The sequence below is a fragment of the Domibacillus epiphyticus genome, assembly GCF_001975785.1.
In the GTDB taxonomy this organism is placed as follows: domain Bacteria; phylum Bacillota; class Bacilli; order Bacillales; family Domibacillaceae; genus Domibacillus; species Domibacillus epiphyticus.
Genome location: NZ_MSFI01000003.1, coordinates 1 through 19,966, shown reverse-complemented (window position 1 = coordinate 19,966; position 19,966 = coordinate 1). Strand labels below are relative to the sequence as shown.

Sequence of the window (19,966 nt, the reverse complement as noted above, 5' to 3'; positions counted from 1 at the left end):
AACATATTTGATTTTTTAGGGAGCGTTGTAAAATGGAAAACTGGATAACAGAGACAATGAGCACTTATGGGTACATGGGAATCTTTCTCTTGATCGCACTAGAGAATATCTTCCCCCCCATACCGTCAGAGGTTATTTTAACTTTTGGCGGCTTTATGACAACGAACACAGCCATGAGTGTTATTGGAGTTATTGCCGTCTCCACGATTGGTTCAGTCGCAGGGGCCGTTATACTGTATGGAATTGGTCTTTTAGTTAATGTGAATCGTTTAGAAAAGGTTGTAGAGAAATGGGGGCACATCCTCAGGGTATCTAAAGAAGACATCCGCCGGGCAGATGCATGGTTTGATAAATATGGCGTATGGACAGTTTTCTTTTGCAGGCTGATTCCGCTTATTAGAAGTCTCATTTCGATTCCTGCAGGTATGTCCCATATGAATTTCTGGGCGTTTCTGCTATTAACTACAGCAGGGACGTTAATTTGGAACACTATACTGGTTAATCTCGGAGCCGCGGTAGGTTCTTCTTGGGAAGATATTGTTGGTTACATGGATATTTATTCAAACGTTGTTTATATACTGTTGGTTTTATTTTTTACCGTTTTTGTTGCTCTGTTTTTAAAGAAGAAAGCAGGTCACAAGAAAAGCTAATAATTAAGAAGCCAAATCTCATTACGTAAACAAATAGAGCCCTTCATTACTTTGGAGGGCTCTCTTTAATAGAATGATTTGCCGATAATAAACTATTTTGGGACTAAGGGGATAGGGGTCAGTTTTTTCTCCGAGAGGTTATTAAAATCCAGGCATGTGCCAAATAAATGATATACCCGGTTACTTGTAGCATGGTTGACCTGTCGGTGTATCCGAATAATGAATGGAATAGATGCCCCATTTCACTTTCAATATTTAGGATCTTGCTGGTATCCCATAAAATTTCTTTGACAAATGATGGCCAGCCAAGGTGTTGAAACTCTCCAATGCCACTGACTAAAAATCCACCAGCAAATAAGACAAACAAGAATGTGGAAATATTATAAAAGTGTTTTAAGTTCATTTTTTCCACAGACATAAATAAGGCAGCCGAAAACAACTCCAAGAATAACGCCTAACACGCCTTGTAAAGCGAGCAGGACAGGATTTGTGATGAATGTGAAAGGGAGCAGAAACACCACCATTTCAAGGTCTTCCCGAAATACAGCTAAAAACACAAAACCAGTAATGGCAAATCTTGATTCTTTTTCAATTGCTGAATTTACTTTTAAGTGAAGTTCTTCTTGTAAGGTTGGATTTTTATTAATCCAGACGGCCATGTATGCTAACATGCCGAAAGCAAGAAAATAGGATATACCAGCGAATAGTGTTTCTACACTGGATCCTGCATAATCATCGATGATTAGGTGAACGGAAATTCCTGCGTGGAAAGATGAAAGGCCTGCTGATAACACGCCTATTCAAACATTTTTGAAATGTTTATGCCTTCCTGTTACCTTAGGATAGGCTAGTAAAAGGAAAAGAATTGGGGATGGATGATAGATCAATCGTTGGCAGGTTAAACAATTTTTAGTGTAGAGCATAAAAGGGCTTGGAGAAAAACGCGGTAACATCAAAGAAACTTGTAGCGGCCGGCCAAAAATGTCGGCGGAATCGCCAAAAGAAAAAATCAAATGCCTTGAAGCAGAAAATAAATTCGTGAACTATCCGCCGCCTGCACTTTCTTGGCCATATCAAATTACCTCATTATCTATGAATGATAATACTTCATAAATAAGGACCACAACCCGACATATTTAGGCTCGTCCACCACCAAGGGTCACCGCCCCTCTTGCGGCTGGGCTGCGCCCTGTACACGCTTAAAGAGGGCCGCTTAAGAATATGGGTTAAAACAGGTCATTCCCCAATGAATTCACTCGTTTCAATATTACGTGCAGCATATAACCTGCCTGCTATACTTTCGTGTATTTTTATACCGATTGGTTCTATGACAGTCACCTTTCTGCCATTCCTGAACCATTTAATGATCGAATATTTCTTAGAGGAAATCCACCAATTGCTTTTTCAAATAGCTGCTGCGTTCGCGAATGAACTGAAAGATAAACTCTGGCTCGCCATCAAAGGTATCGACTTTTTTCTTTTTATAAGGATCAAGAAGGACATGTGGCCGCAAGGTTTGATGCAGTGAAGCCACCTTATCTTCTAGGTATTCAACGGTAAACTTGGTTTCTAAAATTTCCTCTAATATGTTCCGGTAAAGTTTGCGGAATTCTGGCACTTGCAGGAGGAGGCAGGAAAGATTGTTGTCCTTCTTGCCTTCAATAGCTACGTAATCGCAATGCATGACCCCACCGCTGACTTTTCGTCCCCAAGTGGCATCATAATCCCAGGGGATGATTTCAAACAAACCTGTCTCACTATTGCGGTACAGTGCATAATTGTGAGTAAACCCGTCATTATTCATTGTACAAACGGCACCAGCAAGCCAATGTAAATATTTATCAATATGGATATAGTGTTTAATTTCGCTAGAAAAGTCAGACTGGGGGAGGGTATTGATTTTGTTTATTAAGTCATGGAAGAAATCATCGTCTGAACTGCTGCCAAACGCCCGTTCATAGCCCGACAGAAGCGATTTTTTTTGCTTCCCGTCTCTCAGAAAGGAAAAGTTGGCGTTATTGTTGACAGCATAATAAATGGGACCCAAAGGGAGTCCTCTCTTTTCCAGAAACAAATCATCCACGGACTCTAACTGCAAATAAACACCTTTAAAGGAGCCATTTCGCGTTAAATTTATATGCTGACTGTGTGGTGATAAAACACCAAGGTCTTCGAAAAAGTCTAAAGAAAGTTTATTACGCATAAGTGAGGGGTCTTTGTATTCCGCATTCAAATGAATTTCGCGGGCTCCGGCGTATCTTGATGGATTAACAAACTCAATCCAGTAAGATTTTTTCTTGAATTTCCGCGTGTAGGAACCGCGGTAGGCAATATCGATATCATAGGTGGCTTTTGCCACTTTTAAATAGGCCGGAACAGGTTGGTCGTCCCATATATCGTAGCGCAGGTCTTCTAAATCTTCTTTTTCTATTATCAAAAAATAAGACGGGATCAGATAGGACATATGCTATCGTTCCTTTCTCTTTTTCCATAAGTGTCATACAAGCAACATCCTGAATAATATAAGGGTTATTGCTATCGCAAAGGCAATCATGGCGGTCAATGACAAAAAACACAAACTATTTTAAGGCCGCGTGCTATAGATGATTATTGGCTGTTTATGTATGATGCTTTCAAAAATCAGCAAGGAGGTTGGAATAGGGAACTTTCTAGAGATGATAAGGGGTGCTCTTATTCATAGCGATTCGAATGGCTTATGTAAATAAAAGCCCGGGGAATACAGTCTCCCCTGGTTTTTTTAACCGCAGCCACAATCGAACTCTGGATCTAACTTCTTTATCAGTATCTGCATCATCATGGTGTCCGCATTTTTCATTACCAGCGTTTGTACAGGTACATATGCGTCCTGCTCTTGTCCACGGTTAGGAAGGTCTACTAATTCGATTGCCAATAACATATCGTAAAATACGTCCATTATTTGCTCAGGGTCAATAGGTATTTGATCTAACAGGTCCATCATGTCGCTTATCTTTTCGGTCACTTTCGGTTTGTATCCATGTTCCGCCTTTATTGCGTTAAGACTTCCTTGAAGAGTGGCAATAATGTATTCATTCATGCTGATTATCTTCCCTTCCTATTATCTTTATCGCAGAAAATAGAAAGCATCTCAACCCGCTTTGGGGAAGGATGCTTTCTGTCTTTTTCAATATACTACACTGTCTGAGTGAAGCTTAGGTTGGCGATAATAGTACACCCAGTCAACGGAGGTGGCGGTGGTGGTGCCATAGGAGCCGCGCAAGCTGTGATCATGGCGGCTGTAAAAGGGCCTGCCGCATTTGGGATCGTTGCTGTCGTAGCAGGTGGAATCGTTACCGTTACATTATTAGCAGGATTCACACCCATGAAGACAACCGTAGCAGTACAAGTACCCGTATTTTCTAGCGTTCCTCTAACAATTGAAAATGGTACTCCTACTATTTCTGGAACTAATGGAGTGGGCGGTGTGCCACAGCCTGTAGTGACCGTAATAGTGAGTTCACTTGCAACAGTAGTGCCCCGTCTGCGTCTGCCGTTTCCAGGAGTTCCCGTATCCCCAGTCGTTACCACATTCCCAGTAGTAGAACTTGAACTTGAACTTGAACTTGAATCATGATGATGTTTTTTTCCTTTTTTTCCCGGCAAGAAAAATTCCCCCTAAAAAAAATTTCATACGTCACATTGTATTCAAAGAACTTCATCGGATGCATACATTTTTGAAAAATTCCCATCAAAAAAGGTTGAGTAACTTTATGATAAATGGATACTCCTACGAATGAGATTTATTAGCTTGAAAATTACCACCTTTCATTTAACTATGTGCAAAACAATTACACTTCTGTAGTGGCTAATTCATATCCCGCCTTTCATCGAGAGTTTTGAAAAACGAATATTATTATTTTGAAAATACCTTTTCTTCAGGTCATCTTTTAGCGTTCCAGCTCGCTTTTTCATTGTTTGCTCTTTGGTTTTTCTCTTTCAATTTTGCTGCAATATAACCGCTTTTTTCGTTTTCTTTCATTTTGGATTCTTTAAATGTGAACTACCCGTCACTGATGATCCATCTTATATAATGTTCACATCAATCACTAAAGCTTCGTTAGTATCTCTTTATAATAAATACAGAGTAGAAACAAGTAAGATAAACCTACAACCTACAGGTTATATTTTATGGCAAGTGGGTTTTATTACGATTTAAGGGAAGTAGGGATCATCACCTATTTTATCCTTGCATTTGCCATTTTGCTCGAATTTGTAGCTATAAGAGTAAAAAGCAATCTGAAAGCCGTATAGATGTATCATCATATAGGGGGCTCTATGGCTGATCGTGGCGTAAAACATGAATAAAAATAATTATCCCGAAACAGTGCTTTTTCCAGATATTACATCATGTTAAAAATGAAGTTGACGTTACGCGCACTTAAATTAAAAATAAAGAAGCGCTAGGTACAGGGCTGACAAAAAGTAGAATTAACTGTTTTTTCAGAGTTCTTTTAGTGGTTATGTTAAGGTAGTATCTATTGGATAGATCCCCACATAATAATTTATAAAATTTTAAGGGGGATTTTTTATGGGCAGTATTGGAAGTATGGTAAAACCAACAAACGGATTTTTAACAGCTTTAGTTCAGTATCCAGTACCAATTGTTGAATCAAGAGCTGATATTGACAAACAAATCAAAGAAATTGTTAGAACTCTGCATTCAACAAAAGCCGGTTATCCTGGTGTAGAGCTCATCGTTTTCCCTGAGTATAGCACTCAACAAGCTTGAGCAAAAGTATCAGTCTCGGATCCGGGAACGGTGCACAAAAAAATCCAGATGGCGGAGACCCATATAATACAGCGATTATGGAAAGCAGGAGATTTAGGAATGCCTGTTTGTGATGGGCCAGGAGGCAGTAAACTAGCCGTTTGTATCTGTCATGATGGCATGTTCCCTGAAATTGCTCGTGAGGCTGCTTATAAAGGGGCAAACGTCTTAATCCGCATTTCAGGATACAGCACACAAGTTAATGACCAGTGGATTTTAACTAACCTTCGAATGCATGGCAGAAGCTAATGTACACTTTATCGGTGAATCTTGCAGGTTATGATGGGGTGTTCTATTACTTCGGTGAAGGGCAAGTATGCAATTTTGACGGAACTACTTTAGTTCAGGGCCACAGAAATCCTTATGAAATTGTTACTGCAGAAGTTTATCCAGAACTAGCTGATCAAGCCCGAATAGGCTGGGGGCTTGAAAATAATATTTATAACCTAGGGGCTAGAGGATATGTATCTACACCTGGAGGAGTAAAAGAGAATCCATATACTTTTGTTAAAGATTTAGCTGAAGGAAATTATAAACTTCCTTGGGAAGATAAAATTAAAATAAAAGACGGGTCTATTTACGGATACCCAGTTAAAAATAAAATTCACTCATAAATAGGTAAAAATAATGCCTCCATACTTTGTATCGGAGGTATTATTTTTCTTGTTAATTAACCAAAGTGGTTTTTTGAAAAGCCCGAGCAGCCTTAATCCACGCGAACCAGTATGTAAAAGAAATCAAAATAAAATATCATCGCTATGCGTGATGCAGTGGAGCAAATTATCTAATTCGGCTGGAAAGGAATTAATTGTAGAGATACGCTTGAGGCAAGCAATAGAGGAATATTAGCGTGTGTTTGACCAGGTAATGTTACAGGAGACATTAGTCACTTACCATAAAAAAAGGAGGAACAGGGAAAGCGAGAGAAAGTTGATGTGGATTATCAATAAAGTACTTAAATACTTTTTTAAAACACGCTCTTTTCTTTTATTCGTTTATCGTTAATGGTTACATTAAAGCATTCAAGCTGCCTTTGAACGTCTTTTCACTCCAAATATATAATCCTAAAAAATCTTTAATTTTTATTTTAGACGATTAAACTCTTCGCCAAATCTATTTTTTGCGAACAATTGTTCGTTTTTTTTATTTAGATTATTAAGCAGTAAATGAAGGTGAGAATTATTTAAGATTGAATAAAGAAAAGAATTTTTAGAAAGTACCCTGAACAAAAGTTTTCGATTTATTCTTTGGATCCAATGCTTCCATAATAATTAAAAAGCAGTTTATACATCACCTTATGATGTTTTTGTTGATGTGTAAGTTAAGTGAAGAAATGAATCTAGCTAATCATGATCAATTTAGTCTAATAAATTAAACAATATATACCCAACACGGTTAACTCCACGTAGATTAATCACATTATTGAATCATGGCATTTAATTTTTTTTCCAGCATTCGTTACAAACTTTAAATGCTGTTGCAATTGTGACCCAAACTGCAGGATGTCCTTAAAGTATTTAACAAGTTCATGCTTCATCCAACTGATTAGGATAATGCACAGTATTATGAAATCTCAATGCAATTATTTTTCGACATATTAAATGACATTTTCATTGATGTATTATTTTTTCATTTTTTCGTTGATTCATTATAATAAATAAGTTAATTGTTCGCAAAATAAGTATTTGGCGCAAAGTTTATTCTTATTATGAAATGAAAATCCCGGCATCTCTCTTTAGGCTAATCCAAAAAAAGAGTGCAATAATAAATTTTTATTTGATGGTTTTACTGAACAAGAAATATTTTTTAAAAAAAGTCTCCGTTTCCTAGGCTCCCTGAAAGTGTACTACAATTTATAAAAAAGCATAAAGGAGCGCCAAATTAGTTTGACGCTTTATGATGATCTAATGTCATGCCGTAACATAGAAAAAAATTACTTATAGAACGCTTAAATCAATATTTTTCGATTTCGTTTTAAATTGGATTATGCTGTATCGCGAAGCATATTGGCTTCTATAATAGTCTATTCATCGTACGGATTGACAAGGTATTCTGCACCTTCTTCATTAAATTTACCGTTCCTTATTGAGATCATTCTGTGTCAAAGGCTTGCTTTAACATACCTGAATCTTCAATCTGCTTATTTTCCTACTGTAAATATGTTTTTACATCTTGCATCTCTTTTCTATTGAATGACTGTAGTTTAAACCGGGTAAACCGGATGCTTCCGCTCGGAGAAAGTGATGTACTTTGATGAGTATGCTTCAAATCGATTCACTAGCTCATCGCGTAACGAATTAGCTGAAATCACCCCATCTATAATCATTTCGGAGGCTAGCCGGTAGATATCAATATCCTGCTTATATTCTTCACGCTTTTTTTCAATAAAAGAAGCACGCTCATTCTCCGGTAATTCAGCGATTTTGTTGGCATACACGGCATTTACCCCAGCCTCCGGTCCCATGACTGCAATCTGAGCCGTAGGTAAAGCAAGACAACAATCCGGTTCAAATGCAGGACCACACATGGCGTAGAGGCCTGCTCCATATGCCTTCCGGACGATAACCGAGATTTTCGGCACACTCGCTTCAGACATGACGGAAATCATTTTCGCACCATGGCGAATGATTCCTGCGCGTTCTACCTTGGTACCAATCATAAAACCTGGGACATCCATAAGAAACAGGAGCGGGATATGAAAAGCATCACAAAGGTTAATAAATTTAGCAGCCTTATCCGCCGTATCGTGGAACAATACGCCGCCCTTAATCCGTGGCTGATTGGCAATGATGCCAACAGGCTTTCCGTTCATTCGAGCTAACCCCGTAATTAGTTCGCTCGCAAATAGTTTCTTGATTTCAAAGAACGATCCTGCATCAATAATCCCATCGATCAGATCATACATGTTAAAAGGAGTGTTCTGATTGGATGGGATAAGCTCTTCTAATGTTTTCGTGAATTGTTTTGGTGCTAAAGCCTCTTGGACCGGAGGTTTTTCGGAAAAATTTGCAGGGAAATAGGAGAGATAATCTCGGGCCATTGCAATAGCTTCTTCTTCATTTTTAGCCAATATATCCCCGCAACCTGAAACAGAACAATGCATTCGTGCACCACCCATTTCCTCCAAGGTCACCTTTTCCCCAATAACCATTTCTGCCATCCTCGGGGATCCAAGGTACATTGATGCATTTCCATCCACCATTATGACAATGTCACAAAATGCAGGGATATAAGCTCCCCCTGCTGCAGAAGGACCAAACAAAATGCAAATCTGCGGAATTTCACCTGAAAGTTTCACCTGATTGTAGAAGATCCGGCCAGCTCCACGGCGACCAGGAAACATTTCTACTTGATCCGTAATCCGCGCCCCCGCAGAATCTACAAGGTAGATAAGCGGTACCCTCATTTTTTCAGCCGTTTCTTGAATCCGAATAATTTTCTCTACAGTCCGAGCTCCCCATGAACCGGCTTTTATTGTTGAATCATTTGCCATCACACACACAACCTGACCATCGATTTTCCCCATCGCGGTAACAACTCCATCAGCCGGAAGATCCTCGGCTAAACAGTTGGCAAACAGCGCATCTTCTAGCTCAGAACCCGGATCAAATAATAACTTTAAACGATCACGAACAAATAATTTCCCATGCTCTTGATTTTTCTGATGATATTTAGAAGCTCCTCCTTTTTGAATCCGTTCCATTCTCTCCTTCAGGGTTTGTTGCATCGGTTGTACATCAGCTGACATGTTTTCAACTCCTCTATTAGATTAGTTTTTACTTATTCTCCAGTAAAAACAGGAAATCTTTTTTCCTTGAAGCTTGCAGCCCTCTAATCGATCCTTCGTCTAATTCATAGGCATTTTGCTCAATCGAAAGTCCGGGATTTAAATCTACGTCATATCCCTTATCGATCGAGAACTTTGCTTGAGTAATGGCTATGGGACCGTTGCGCGATCTGTCTCGCTATATCCACTGCTTTACTGAGAAAAGATTCAGCCGGTACTACATACTCGACTAAACCAATCTCTCTCGCTTCACGAGCATCAATCCGTCTCGCGGTGAAAATTAGATCTTTAGCTCGTCCCTTTCTGACCAACCTCTGCAAACGTTGTGTTCCGCCTGCGCCCGGAATAATTCCGAGTGAAGTCTCTGTAAGACCGAACTTTGCTGTTACTGAAACGATTCGGATGTCACAAGCCAATGCCAGCTCGGTTCCCCCTCCAAAGGCGACGCCGTTTATGACTACAACGACAAGGCTGCGGCAAGGTTTCTAATTCATTATGCTTTCCCGGATCCACGAAACGGTCTTACGTACTTGGTTCATGTCCATTCCCGCACGTTCTTTTAAATCTTCTCCTGCACAAAAAGCTTTCTCCCACAGCGTACCGATCTAATTTACATGCAATGATCGCTTTCCTAAGTTCTTTCAACATCTTTACAGATAATGAATTAGCAGCTTCTGGGCGGTTTAAAGTAATGAGGACAATTCCCTTTTACAATGTTAAAACCACGGTTTTTCTCCTCTATATGTTGAATAATCAACGATGCCTATCCACTCAGGCCGAAGACTTGAAGGCCACGGCTTGGCAAAGGCTTTCCTATCTTATCCTGAATAAAACGGGAGGCAGAAAGCAGCTTTTCTTGATTCACCCCTGTTTGAATACCCATACCATCCAGCATGTAAAGAAAATCATCAGTAGCTACATTTCCATATGCACCCGGCGCATATGGGCATCCTCCTAAACCGCCAAGTGCGGCATCAAATGTGGTTATCCCCATGTCTAATGATGCTAAAATATTGGCTAACGCTGTTCCACGGGCATCATGAAAGTGTAAAGCAAGTTTATTAGCAGGAAAGCGCTTTAACAAGACCTCTAACACTTCTTGTACTTGCTTCGGATTCGCTGCGCCAATCGTATCACCAAGAGACAGCTCTCGAATTCCCATCTCAAACAAAGTTTCCGATACTCCAATAACCATTTCTATATCAACAGTTCCTTCATAGGGACATGCGAACACTGTTGATACATATCCTCGGCTAGGCTTTCCGGCTAAGTGAGCTGCTTCTACCACTTCTCTTAAAACAGGGAATGTCTCCTTAATGGATTTATTAATATTTTTTGAATTATGCGTTTCACTGGCTGACATAAAGACAGCTACTTCATCAATGTTGGCTTCCAGTGCCCGCTCCAGACCTTGGTTATTCGGAACGAGAGCCGTATAGGTTACATCAGAGACGCGGGTAATGCCTTTTGCTACTGCTTCAGCGTCAGAAAGAGCGGGAATCCACTTTGGATTAACAAAAGAAGTGATTTCGATATTTTTCAGTCCGCTGTATGACAATTGATTGATCCAAGCGATTTTATCCTCTGTAGAAATAAATACCTTCTCATTTTGCAAACCATCTCTGGGTGCCACTTCTTTTATCGTTACACTTGTCGGCCAGTGCATTGTCACATCTCCCTTCAAACCATCTGGAGTTTATTCAAGCTCTACTATTACATCCCCTTCATTCACGAAATCCCCTTCATTCACTTTTACTTCTTTGACAGCTCCGCCGAAGTCAGCTGCAATTGGAATCTCCATTTTCATTGATTCTAAGATGGCTACATCCTGTCCGCCCTCTACCTGATCTCCGACTTTAACGAGAACCTTCCATACATTCCCTGCCATACTTGCTAGTACCTGATTCATCTATCTTCCTCCTATTTCACACGGTGGTTTGACTATACTCATTTTTCTAAGATCGGAACTGCCATAAATTTTTTACAAACGAAAGCGCCCGTACATTTAAGTACCGGCACATACGTTTTTATAAACTAAATTTATTTTTACAAATACCGAAAACCATGACAAAATACGATGAAGGAGGGAAGACAGAATGAGAAAATTAGAGGTTCAATTACTCACGTTAAAGGAACAAAAAAAGCCAGGTATCTCCTTGAGAAAGATAGCTGAAGATATAAATGAAAGCCGTGAAACTGTACGTAAGTTGGCTAACAATGAGATAGAACGCCTACCGAGATCTTTAATAGTAAAATTATGCGACTATTTTGATTGTGAAGTAAGTGATTTATTTAAACTAACAGAGAATGAATAGGATTGGATCCGCTTTTCATTTATATGGTAATGGAAAGGAAAGACAGGAATGAGAAAAAAGGAGTGACAACTATGACAACGGCAACCACTGTTCAAAAGAGGCAACAGTCTTGCTGTTCGTATCCCAAGAGATGTAGCTGAACGTATTGAAATCCGACAAGGTTCTGAAATAGAGTTGAGTGTGGTGGATGATGAAAGAATCACATCAGTTCCAAAAAAGCGGCCAAAGAAATATTCATTAGAAGAACTTTTATCAAAAATCACACCGGAAAATCGTCACAAGGAAATTGATTTTGGGGTAGAGGGGAATGAAATTATTTAATGCCAGCAAATATACCAGACCGAGGTGATCTTATTATTATAGATTTTAATCCAAAAGCTGGTCGCGAACAAGAATGTAGAAGGACAGACCAAAAGCATTTAATACTGTAACGGGGTTCGCACTGATTTGTAATCAGAAAAAGGGTTATCCTTTTGAAGTAGAATTACCCGTTTCTGGGGTTCCTGTACAGAAAGGACGTCCTGTTACAGATGCAATTTTAGTTGACCAAGTTAAGAGTATGTATTGGCGGGCGCGTAGGGTTCGTGTCCTAGGTCAAGCGTCTGACGAAATAATTGATGATTTCCTTGCAAAGATAGCAATGAACTTTCCAAAATTCGGACGGTTCTTATTTTTTGGCTTTTTGAGGGTTTTTTCTTTCAAACATAGCGGCTTCATCGAATAAGAACCTAAAAAAACCTGTTGATGGATCTGGTATCAAAAATACATATGATAAAAGAATACTATAAGTGTAAGTTTGGAATAAAGTTAAATCGAAATAATGCCATTAACCTTGATAAACGAATAAAAGAAAAGAGCGTGTCTTGAAAAAAGATTAATCAAAAAATGCTCTTCTTGTGTTAATTGAATGATTCTTTTAGAAAAAAGTTTGATTGTGTTGTGTTCCTTATTCAACAAAAGTACATCACTACAGATTATGTAAGGAAACCGGTTCTTACATGGGGGTTTTAGTAATCATAAAATTTCTAAAAAATACTGCACCTTTTGTAGTTGCATAGGCTAATTCGCCAGGGTCCTTGAAGTAAAGGCTAAAAAAACGTCGGGCAGAAAACGACACAACAGGCGCGGAGGGCGAACGCCACAGTTGCTGTTCCTTTGTTCAGAATACGGAACTAATAGCTGGCGATTGATCAGGCCTTCAAGCTACACATTAAAATGGTGCTCGAATATGCTAGGGAATAATGTGGATTCATTAATATCGAACCTGAAAAGAGGTATATTATGATTCAAATATCGGGGACGTCCTTTCAACAAAGTGACATGTGGCCGTCAGGCAGCATTGAAAGCATGATCATTCAACAGATGAATGAAGATACAGTCGTTTACTCGTATCAATCCATTGGTGAATTATCGTTTGAGCTTCAGTTGCGAAAAAATATCATATTAAGTGCAAGAGCCATGAATCAAAGCAATGTGCGGTTTGAAACATTTGCAAATTCCCGTTCTAATCTTCAATACTGGCATTTGACGCGTACCGGCGGATTCCTGCTAAGGAATGGCGTAAAACCATCCGACGCGATTCGAGATATTTACCTGAACAGTTCACAGTATGCGTTTGAATGTTCAACAGCAAAGGTCATTATCTATTACCATGCGGTTCTAAACCTTATCGGAGAATCCTTATTTAATCAATTATTTCAAAACATCTATTTATACAACTGGCATGCAGATCCTGACCTTGGAATAAAATCACATTATACAGGCCATTTTTTGCCTGGAGATGTCGTATATTTTAACAACCCGGACTTCGATCCACAGACCCCTCAGTGGAGAGGAGAAAATGCAGTAGTTCTAGGAGATGGTACGTATTTTGGGCATGGGTTGGGAATATTGAGAGCTGACCAAATGATTCATGCTTTGAATCAAATGAGAATGCCTGGGGCCAATCAATCAGCCTATCTGACAGATATAGTTGCAAGACCATCTTTTAAACACTTGAAGAAACTTTCGACGTCTCAGCCAGGTTATTCGATTTATAAAAATCACCCTATCCTCGTCAACCATATCGAAAGTTCAACTCCATTTAATCGATATGTGTTCTATTTCTAATATCTAATCATTCGCTTTAGCTTCTGTGTTCGATGTATAGTCTATAATAATTTTTGGTGTTAAAAAGATGTAAACAAAGATACTTAAAATGATTCCAGCTCCCTCACCTATCAAATAATTTCTAATCCATGTTAATCCCTCCGGTGTTTTACTATTTCAACTACTACCAAATGAATCGTATGGGTCTACAGCAATTTTTTCGCCTTTTTATACTAAAAAGGACTAATGATGTTACGTTAGGCAATCGATCAACTTTCATGAAACTGAACATGCGCATCTTAAAAGGAAGGCTGCTAAAATTCAGCAGCCTTCCTTTTTAAAATGTTTCATAAATAATTGATCCTGTTTGAGAAATATCATAATCCCCAAGAGAGTTTATTTCTGACTGAAACTGCTGGGAAGATAAAATGTCATTTACAGTGTTTATGAGTTTTTCGTTTTCAGGTTTTTTTAGAATAATTAAGTCATAACGTTCTGTTATTAAGGGAACAAAATCTATTCCTACTATTTTAGCAGCTTTTTCAATTCCCACCCCTACATCTGCTTGCCCAGAAGAAACAGCTGAAGCCACACTTAAATGGCTGGTCTCTTCGTGCTCGTAACCATTTATATTTTTAGAGGGAATATTATTGATTCTGAGATGTTCATCAAGTAAAATCCGTGCACCTGATCCTTTCTCTCTATTAATGATTTTTACATGTTCCTGATTTAAATCAGTCCAAGAGTTGATTCTTAGCGGGTTTCCTTTTTGAACATAAAAACCAGCTTTCCTTGAAAGAAGATTGAGTAAAATATAAGGATACCCCACCAAAATTTTTTTTACATAAGGAAGATTATAATCCCCTGTATCCCCATCAAACATATGCAAGCTAACAATATCACAGACTCCGTTGTACATAGAGATAAGACTGTTTAAACTTCCTGTATAAGATCGCAATGTTTTAAAAGTGGATTTTTTCTCGATGTGTTTTCCAAGTATATCTAGAACCAGGTCTTGTCCGCTAATGACAATATTGAGGGAATCCTTCGATTGGGGCAGGTGAAGTTCAACAACTGGAACTGGTGCAATCGCAGTTTTTTGATTTTTTATATAATGGTCCAAGTCTCTGGCTTCGATTCTCATTTGTCTGCCAACACGAAAAACAGGTACTTCCCCTTTTTTTACAAGATCATATATGGTTAATTTTGAAACCTTTAAAAGTTGTGACACTTCTTCAATTGTATAGGAAAGCTCCTTTGACATTTTGCATCCCTCCATCCTTAATTTTATCTCACCATCTTTTAAAAAGGAAATGTATTAAAGTAAGGTATGTATTCCTTTTTTAATGCTAACTAATTATAATCAATTATATCTAATTATAATTAGTTAGAAAGGAAGTGGAATGTTGAAGAAAGTCCACCTTATATTTATTTTAATTACGATGCTATTTTTAATCGTGTCTGGCTGTTCAATAAATGAACAAAGTAAAGAACAAAAACAGAAACAAAAAGTTGAATTGACGATTTCAGCAGCCTCCAGTTTACAAGACGCCTTGCATGACCTAACAGCAGCTTTTGAAAAGGAATATCCTCACGTGAAAATCAACTATAATTTTGGCGCTTCAGGGGCTCTTCAGCAGCAAATTTCTCAGGGCGCACCGGTTGATCTTTTCTTTTCTGCGGCTGAGGACAAATTCGATAAGTTAGTAGAAAAAGGGCTAATAGAAAAAGAAAAAGGAAATGATCTTGTTGGAAATGAAATTGTGTTGGTGGTTTCAAAGGATGGAAAACAAGAAATCCGAACATTTGAAGATCTCACGAAGGCGGATAAAATTTCAATTGGGACACCTGAGGCTGTACCAGCAGGAAAGTATGCGAAGGATACATTAGAAACTTTAAATGTCTGGAATGCCGTAGAAGGGAAAATGGTATACGCCAAGGATGTGCGCCAGGTGCTTACATACGTTGAAACGGGCAATGTTGAGGCAGGTATTGTCTATAAAACAGATGCGTTACTTTCTGCCAAAGTGGAGATTATAGCAACGGCTAATGAAAATAGTCACGCACCGATTATTTATCCAGTGGGTGTGATTAATAGCAGTTCCCATCCAAAAGAAGCCCAGCTCTTCTTAGAGTATCTTCAAAATAACAAATCCATGAAGACTTTTGAAACGTATGGATTTAAAGGTCTAAATTAAATGACATCAGATTTTTGGTCGCCGGTCAAACTTTCCATTGAGATAGCGTCTGTATCCAGTATAATCGTTTTAATATTGGGATTAGTATTAGGAAAGGCAATGGCTAATACGAAATTTAAAGGAAAAGCCATTGTTGAAACTATTTTTCTCTTGCCTTTAGTATTGCCTCCTACTGTAGTAGGTTTTTTGTTGATTGTTCTTTTTGGAAGGAATAGTCCAGCAGGAGAAGCGATTGAGTGGATATTTAATCAACCTGTTATGTTTACGTGGTGGGCTGCTGTTATTGCGTCTACTGTTGTCGCTTTTCCCCTTATGTATCAATCTTCCAAGACTGGATTCGAAGCGATTGATGAGGATATTGAGAATGCAGCTCGTGTGGATGGCGCAAATGAATTCTACTTATTTATTTTTGTTTCTATTCCCCTTGCACTTAAATCCATTATTTCGGGTGGGATATTAAGTTTTGCTAGAGCATTAGGCGAGTTTGGGGCCACACTCATGTTTGCAGGGAACATCCCCGGGAAAACACAAACAACGCCCACAGCCATCTATATAGCTATTGACTCAGGGGATATGCAAATGGCTTGGTTATGGGTAGCCAGTATGATTGGCATTTCATTTTTTATGTTATTTTGCGTACACCTTATAAAGCTTTAAAATCAAACGAAAAAAACCGCTTTTGTACTCGCGGTTTTTTTGAATAATGTTTATGTAATCCCAAAATTCCTTAATTTTGTTAAATCCGAAAGTAACCCTAACCAGCCAGCCGTCGGTATGTAACCGACGGCTGGCTGGTTAAAAGGTGCTTTGATCCCTGTCCTAAAATTGGGGATCAGTCCCAAGTTCTTGTGTTTTTTGTGTTTTTTCTTTTTCTTTCTTATCCATTTTTTTGAAGTGCATAATAATAAAGTATGGTATGACTAGAGGAACAAAATAACTTGCATATACCACGAACAACGTAATGAAATTAATGATATTTCCAATTGATTCGAGCATTATTTTTCAACCCCTCTCTTACCTTTATATTTATTATATGACAATTTTGTGAACATTTAAACTGAAAGCGCTTAAATTATTGAAATTAATTTTACAACAGTCAAAAAATTCTTTTGGAAAAAGGGCACCTCCATGTAGAAAGGTGCTTTTTTCGTGACGATTATCTGTTATGAATGGGGAATTTTAAATCGGAGATATTGTCCATTTTAAACTCGGAAATGACATCCACCCATTCTGCTGTGACTCTTAAAGACCGGTTATGGTCCAAATTAATAATTGATTTTACAATAATCCATCACAAATGATCTATCCACTTTAATTTCATTGACAGGTAAATGCATTAAATAGGCTAAGGAGGAGTAGCCGGTGCCAAAATAACAATAGACAGGCCTACACCCATATCGTTTAATTGTGTTACTACCTTCATAGCTCTTTCAGGATTCGTCATAATAAAGCTGTAATCTCACGAGTAAGAAATTCCGGAGCTGCTTGATATTTATCTAAAGTTTCTTTTAACTTTTCTGGAAGCCTTTCATCTTGATGATTCATAGTTGATTAAAAATAAACATAAAAAAACCACCTATCTCAGGTGTTTTTTAAATGCATCACAGGTAAATGTTAAGTTTTATAGTAAAATAGTCATAATTTATAACAAAAAGGTTGTGACTAATGGTAAAATAGTTGTGATATATATTGACCATTTAATATAAAGGAGTTAATGATAATGGAATTAATAGGTATATTAAGTTCAATATTAATTGGAATAGTTGCAACTATATACTCTTTGGAGGTTTAGTTAGTTATTCAAGGGGAGGGTTTAGGTGGCAATTTCCTCGCCTCAAATTTTAGGTGCAACGGAGATACATATATAATATCGGAAACTAAAAGTAGAAAACTTGAAAATGAAATCACAGAAGCTGTCCAAATCGTAACGCTAAATCGAGAAAACTGTTTAGTATTAATATTTTTAAGCTCCATCCTTTAATCCTTAACCGGTCTGCGTAAGAAGCTATTACATTATTACAGCAGGGTTGTATATCCGAGAACACCTGAACATTATCATCGGGAATAAGAAATTTCTATCCCCCCTTCCAATGGAGCCAAATCTTTGATGATTTAAGTAATCAATTGGAATTAAGGGAACAAAAATACAAGCAAAAAACCACTCATTGCGCGAGCGGTTTTTATTTTTTAATAATGAATGTTATGTAATTCCACAATTCGACGTTAAACTTCTTGTGGTTCGTTCTTATCCAACTTTTTAAAATGTTTAATCATAATATACGGTATTACCAGAGGAACTAAAGAACTTGCATACACCACGAACAATGTAATGAAATTAAAGATATTTCCGATTGATTCGAGCATTTTACCCAACCCCTCTCCGTTCTATGATTATATTATATGTCAATTTTGTGAACACTTCAATAGAAAGCGCTTAAATTTTCAAAATAATAATAATAGTATTGCATTCCCGGCCACTCTATGAGCATCTTTTAACGATTAGAATGTAAAAAGAAGCGAATATTAATCACGAAGAGAGCGTTTTGATATAATGCCGCTGTGTGAATAAGTGATTTTTAAGCTAATTATTTCCGATAATTTGTATTCCGTTTTGATTTATCATCATCGCTTTTTCATTTGGCTCGACTTTATGTATACTGATAAGAACCAAATAAAAAAAGGCCGCTTCAATGCTCAAACATTGAAACGGTCCAGCAATAGCGGATTCCCACCATAAGATGAATCGGGAATTAATCCACCAGAGGCACAAACTCTATGGTGGGTTATTTTTTTGATTAAATGACAGAACGGCGACGATTAGGCTTGAGAAAGAAATCCCAATCAATAACCTGTCAACAGCACCACTCCCTTTCTTTTGGGGATGAGCTGGCCACCAATTATAGGCGATTTTTCTTTACTATTTCACGATTTTAGATGGATTATTTATCTTATAGGGTACTGTGGTATCTAACCGGTATTCTTCCTCTACTTCTTTCCCTGCCGGTAACTTCTTTTTCACGATTTTCCCGTCAAATTCAAGATGTTCCCCGGGCTGTAATTCCTGTTTTTTTAACGTTTTGCTGTGACTGCACCATGCAAGGCCAACATTAATTGGCTCATCCTGAACAATTTGGACGTGTTCCAGCACGACCACTTCATCGTTTTCTTCACTGAAATGATTCCAGCTTAAGGCCAACTGTTTTACCGTTGCAGTAAAGTGAACTTTTTCAGCAGGCAATATGATAGCAGGCTGCTTTGCCTTCTGAGTTTTGTGATCTGAAGGCTTTTGAACAGCATTTGGGATGGTTTTTTCTTTGCTTGGTATCTTTAGTGTTTCGTTTGGAGATTCGGAAACAGAAGGAGCTCTTTCCTTTTCTGCGCTGCTTACTCTGCTTTCTTTACCAAAATTACCTGATTGCATATCCTTCAGGTAATCGGGATAAATACAGCTTAAATGACCGTCCTGGAATTCAATGACAAGGATATTGGCGGTGTTGTCACTGCCAAATGATTGATACCCTTTTATAGTGACAAGACGCTTATACGTTTTGCCTTTGTACCAGAATTCTTTTTTAGCAGAAAGGCCCCATTCTTTTACTTTCTTCGCATAATCCTCTTCACTTTCAAAGAAGGTATATTCGCCTTCTGGCCGGATGTAGTGTGTCATATTTGGGTCTTCGATGTGTGGATAGATAATTGCCATGCTTGCTCTCGCCCTTTCTTTTTAGACAGTTGTAATTATGGAAATGAATTGTTTGTCCGTTTGGTTTAATTTATATTTAGCTGTCGATTCCATCATTTTTAATAAGCAGGATAACAAATAAAACCTGCAGCCATAAAGCACATTCGAATTTTTATCCCTTTTAAGGAGACAACAGTTCTCACAGGACATACGGACCCATTAATCACAATAAAAAAGTTTCTAAACACCCTATTTTTTACGGAAACTTCGAAAATTATTTTTAGTGTATTATGATTATCTTTTATTTTTCTTATGGTATTAGAATAATAATATAGAAGCACAAAAAAAGGAACAGCAATTGTTGTTCCTTTTACATTTGCCTGGCGTCGTCCTGCTCTCACAGGGGGAAACCCCCAACTACCATCGGCGCTGAAGAGCT

At 38.1% G+C, this 19,966-nt stretch carries 15 protein-coding genes and 7 pseudogenes; 11 read left to right on the top strand and 11 right to left on the bottom strand.

Annotated features, from left to right (window positions below; all coding sequences use genetic code 11):
* Positions 1–32: 32 nt before the first annotated feature.
* Positions 33–650: a DedA family protein gene (locus tag BTO28_RS02395; protein ID WP_076763695.1), complete on the top strand. Its 618-nt coding sequence runs from the start codon at positions 33–35 to the stop codon at positions 648–650.
* A 118-nt stretch (positions 651–768) separates the two neighbouring features.
* On the opposite strand, the pseudogene BTO28_RS17845 reads toward BTO28_RS02395, so the two are convergent.
* From BTO28_RS17845 to BTO28_RS02375, 3 genes and pseudogenes are all read right to left on the bottom strand, one after another.
* A pseudogene (locus BTO28_RS17845) lies at positions 769–1,444 on the bottom strand (FTR1 family iron permease).
* Positions 1,445–2,028: 584 nt separating this feature from the next.
* A complete protein-coding gene (locus BTO28_RS02380; protein ID WP_076763690.1) occupies positions 2,029–3,114 on the bottom strand; it encodes a CotH kinase family protein in 1,086 nt (361 codons plus the stop codon).
* A gap of 294 nt (positions 3,115–3,408) precedes the next feature.
* Positions 3,409–3,726: a hypothetical protein gene (locus BTO28_RS02375; RefSeq protein ID WP_076763688.1), complete on the bottom strand. Its 318-nt coding sequence runs from the start codon at positions 3,724–3,726 to the stop codon at positions 3,409–3,411.
* 120 nt (positions 3,727–3,846) lie between these two features.
* Here BTO28_RS02375 and BTO28_RS02370 point away from each other — a divergent pair, with 120 nt between their 5' ends.
* From BTO28_RS02370 to BTO28_RS02355, 4 genes and pseudogenes are all read left to right on the top strand, one after another.
* Positions 3,847–4,263, top strand: a complete 417-nt coding sequence (locus BTO28_RS02370) for a hypothetical protein (protein WP_144289435.1) — start codon at positions 3,847–3,849, stop codon at positions 4,261–4,263.
* A gap of 551 nt (positions 4,264–4,814) precedes the next feature.
* Positions 4,815–4,940, top strand: a pseudogene (locus BTO28_RS17380) (phosphonate ABC transporter permease); the annotation flags it as partial.
* A gap of 277 nt (positions 4,941–5,217) precedes the next feature.
* Positions 5,218–5,409 (top strand): annotated as a pseudogene (amiF, locus tag BTO28_RS17840) (formamidase); the annotation flags it as partial.
* An 87-nt stretch (positions 5,410–5,496) separates the two neighbouring features.
* Positions 5,497–6,071 (top strand): annotated as a pseudogene (locus BTO28_RS02355) (nitrilase-related carbon-nitrogen hydrolase); the annotation flags it as partial.
* A gap of 1,589 nt (positions 6,072–7,660) precedes the next feature.
* Here the strand turns inward: BTO28_RS02355 and BTO28_RS02350 are convergent.
* From BTO28_RS02350 to BTO28_RS02335, 4 genes and pseudogenes are all read right to left on the bottom strand, one after another.
* On the bottom strand, positions 7,661–9,205 hold the full coding sequence (locus BTO28_RS02350) for an acyl-CoA carboxylase subunit beta (protein WP_076763684.1): 1,545 nt from the start codon (positions 9,203–9,205) through the stop codon (positions 7,661–7,663).
* 32 nt (positions 9,206–9,237) lie between these two features.
* A pseudogene (locus tag BTO28_RS02345) lies at positions 9,238–9,946 on the bottom strand (enoyl-CoA hydratase-related protein).
* 61 nt (positions 9,947–10,007) lie between these two features.
* Positions 10,008–10,910: a hydroxymethylglutaryl-CoA lyase gene (locus BTO28_RS02340; protein ID WP_076763682.1), complete on the bottom strand. Its 903-nt coding sequence runs from the start codon at positions 10,908–10,910 to the stop codon at positions 10,008–10,010.
* A gap of 30 nt (positions 10,911–10,940) precedes the next feature.
* Positions 10,941–11,153, bottom strand: coding sequence for an acetyl-CoA carboxylase biotin carboxyl carrier protein subunit (locus BTO28_RS02335; protein ID WP_076763680.1), 213 nt, complete (start codon positions 11,151–11,153; stop codon positions 10,941–10,943).
* 187 nt (positions 11,154–11,340) lie between these two features.
* Here BTO28_RS02335 and BTO28_RS02330 point away from each other — a divergent pair, with 187 nt between their 5' ends.
* The 4 genes and pseudogenes from BTO28_RS02330 (at position 11,341) to BTO28_RS02320 (ending at position 13,668) form a co-directional block, all read left to right on the top strand.
* Positions 11,341–11,559, top strand: coding sequence for a helix-turn-helix domain-containing protein (locus tag BTO28_RS02330; protein ID WP_076763678.1), 219 nt, complete (start codon positions 11,341–11,343; stop codon positions 11,557–11,559).
* A 29-nt stretch (positions 11,560–11,588) separates the two neighbouring features.
* A pseudogene (locus BTO28_RS17760) lies at positions 11,589–11,880 on the top strand (AbrB/MazE/SpoVT family DNA-binding domain-containing protein).
* A pseudogene (locus BTO28_RS17365) lies at positions 11,880–12,283 on the top strand (type II toxin-antitoxin system PemK/MazF family toxin). Before BTO28_RS17760 ends, BTO28_RS17365 begins: the two co-directional pseudogenes overlap by 1 nt.
* A gap of 557 nt (positions 12,284–12,840) precedes the next feature.
* A complete protein-coding gene (locus BTO28_RS02320) occupies positions 12,841–13,668 on the top strand; it encodes a protein-glutamine gamma-glutamyltransferase (protein WP_076763676.1) in 828 nt (275 codons plus the stop codon).
* 316 nt (positions 13,669–13,984) lie between these two features.
* Here BTO28_RS02320 and BTO28_RS02315 read toward each other — a convergent pair whose 3' ends face one another.
* Complete coding sequence (locus tag BTO28_RS02315) at positions 13,985–14,911, bottom strand: helix-turn-helix transcriptional regulator (protein WP_076763675.1); 927 nt, start codon at positions 14,909–14,911, stop codon at positions 13,985–13,987.
* 142 nt (positions 14,912–15,053) lie between these two features.
* On the opposite strand from BTO28_RS02315, the gene modA reads away from it, so the two are divergent.
* Together modA and modB are read left to right on the top strand one after the other, a co-directional pair.
* Positions 15,054–15,845, top strand: a complete 792-nt coding sequence (gene modA, locus BTO28_RS02310) for a molybdate ABC transporter substrate-binding protein (RefSeq protein WP_076763673.1) — start codon at positions 15,054–15,056, stop codon at positions 15,843–15,845.
* Positions 15,846–16,502 (top strand): molybdate ABC transporter permease subunit, encoded by a 657-nt coding sequence (gene modB / locus BTO28_RS02305; RefSeq protein ID WP_076763671.1) that lies wholly within the window; start codon positions 15,846–15,848, stop codon positions 16,500–16,502.
* A gap of 608 nt (positions 16,503–17,110) precedes the next feature.
* Here modB and BTO28_RS17835 read toward each other — a convergent pair.
* The 3 genes from BTO28_RS17835 to BTO28_RS02290 form a co-directional block, all read right to left on the bottom strand.
* Entirely contained in the window at positions 17,111–17,251 is a 141-nt protein-coding gene (locus BTO28_RS17835) for an EAL domain-containing protein (protein ID WP_083711262.1), read from the bottom strand.
* A gap of 1,511 nt (positions 17,252–18,762) precedes the next feature.
* Positions 18,763–19,548, bottom strand: a complete 786-nt coding sequence (locus BTO28_RS02295) for a hypothetical protein (protein ID WP_076763669.1) — start codon at positions 19,546–19,548, stop codon at positions 18,763–18,765.
* A 98-nt stretch (positions 19,549–19,646) separates the two neighbouring features.
* Positions 19,647–19,966: hypothetical protein (locus BTO28_RS02290; RefSeq protein WP_233129805.1), on the bottom strand; the 320-nt coding region annotated here is incomplete at its 5' end.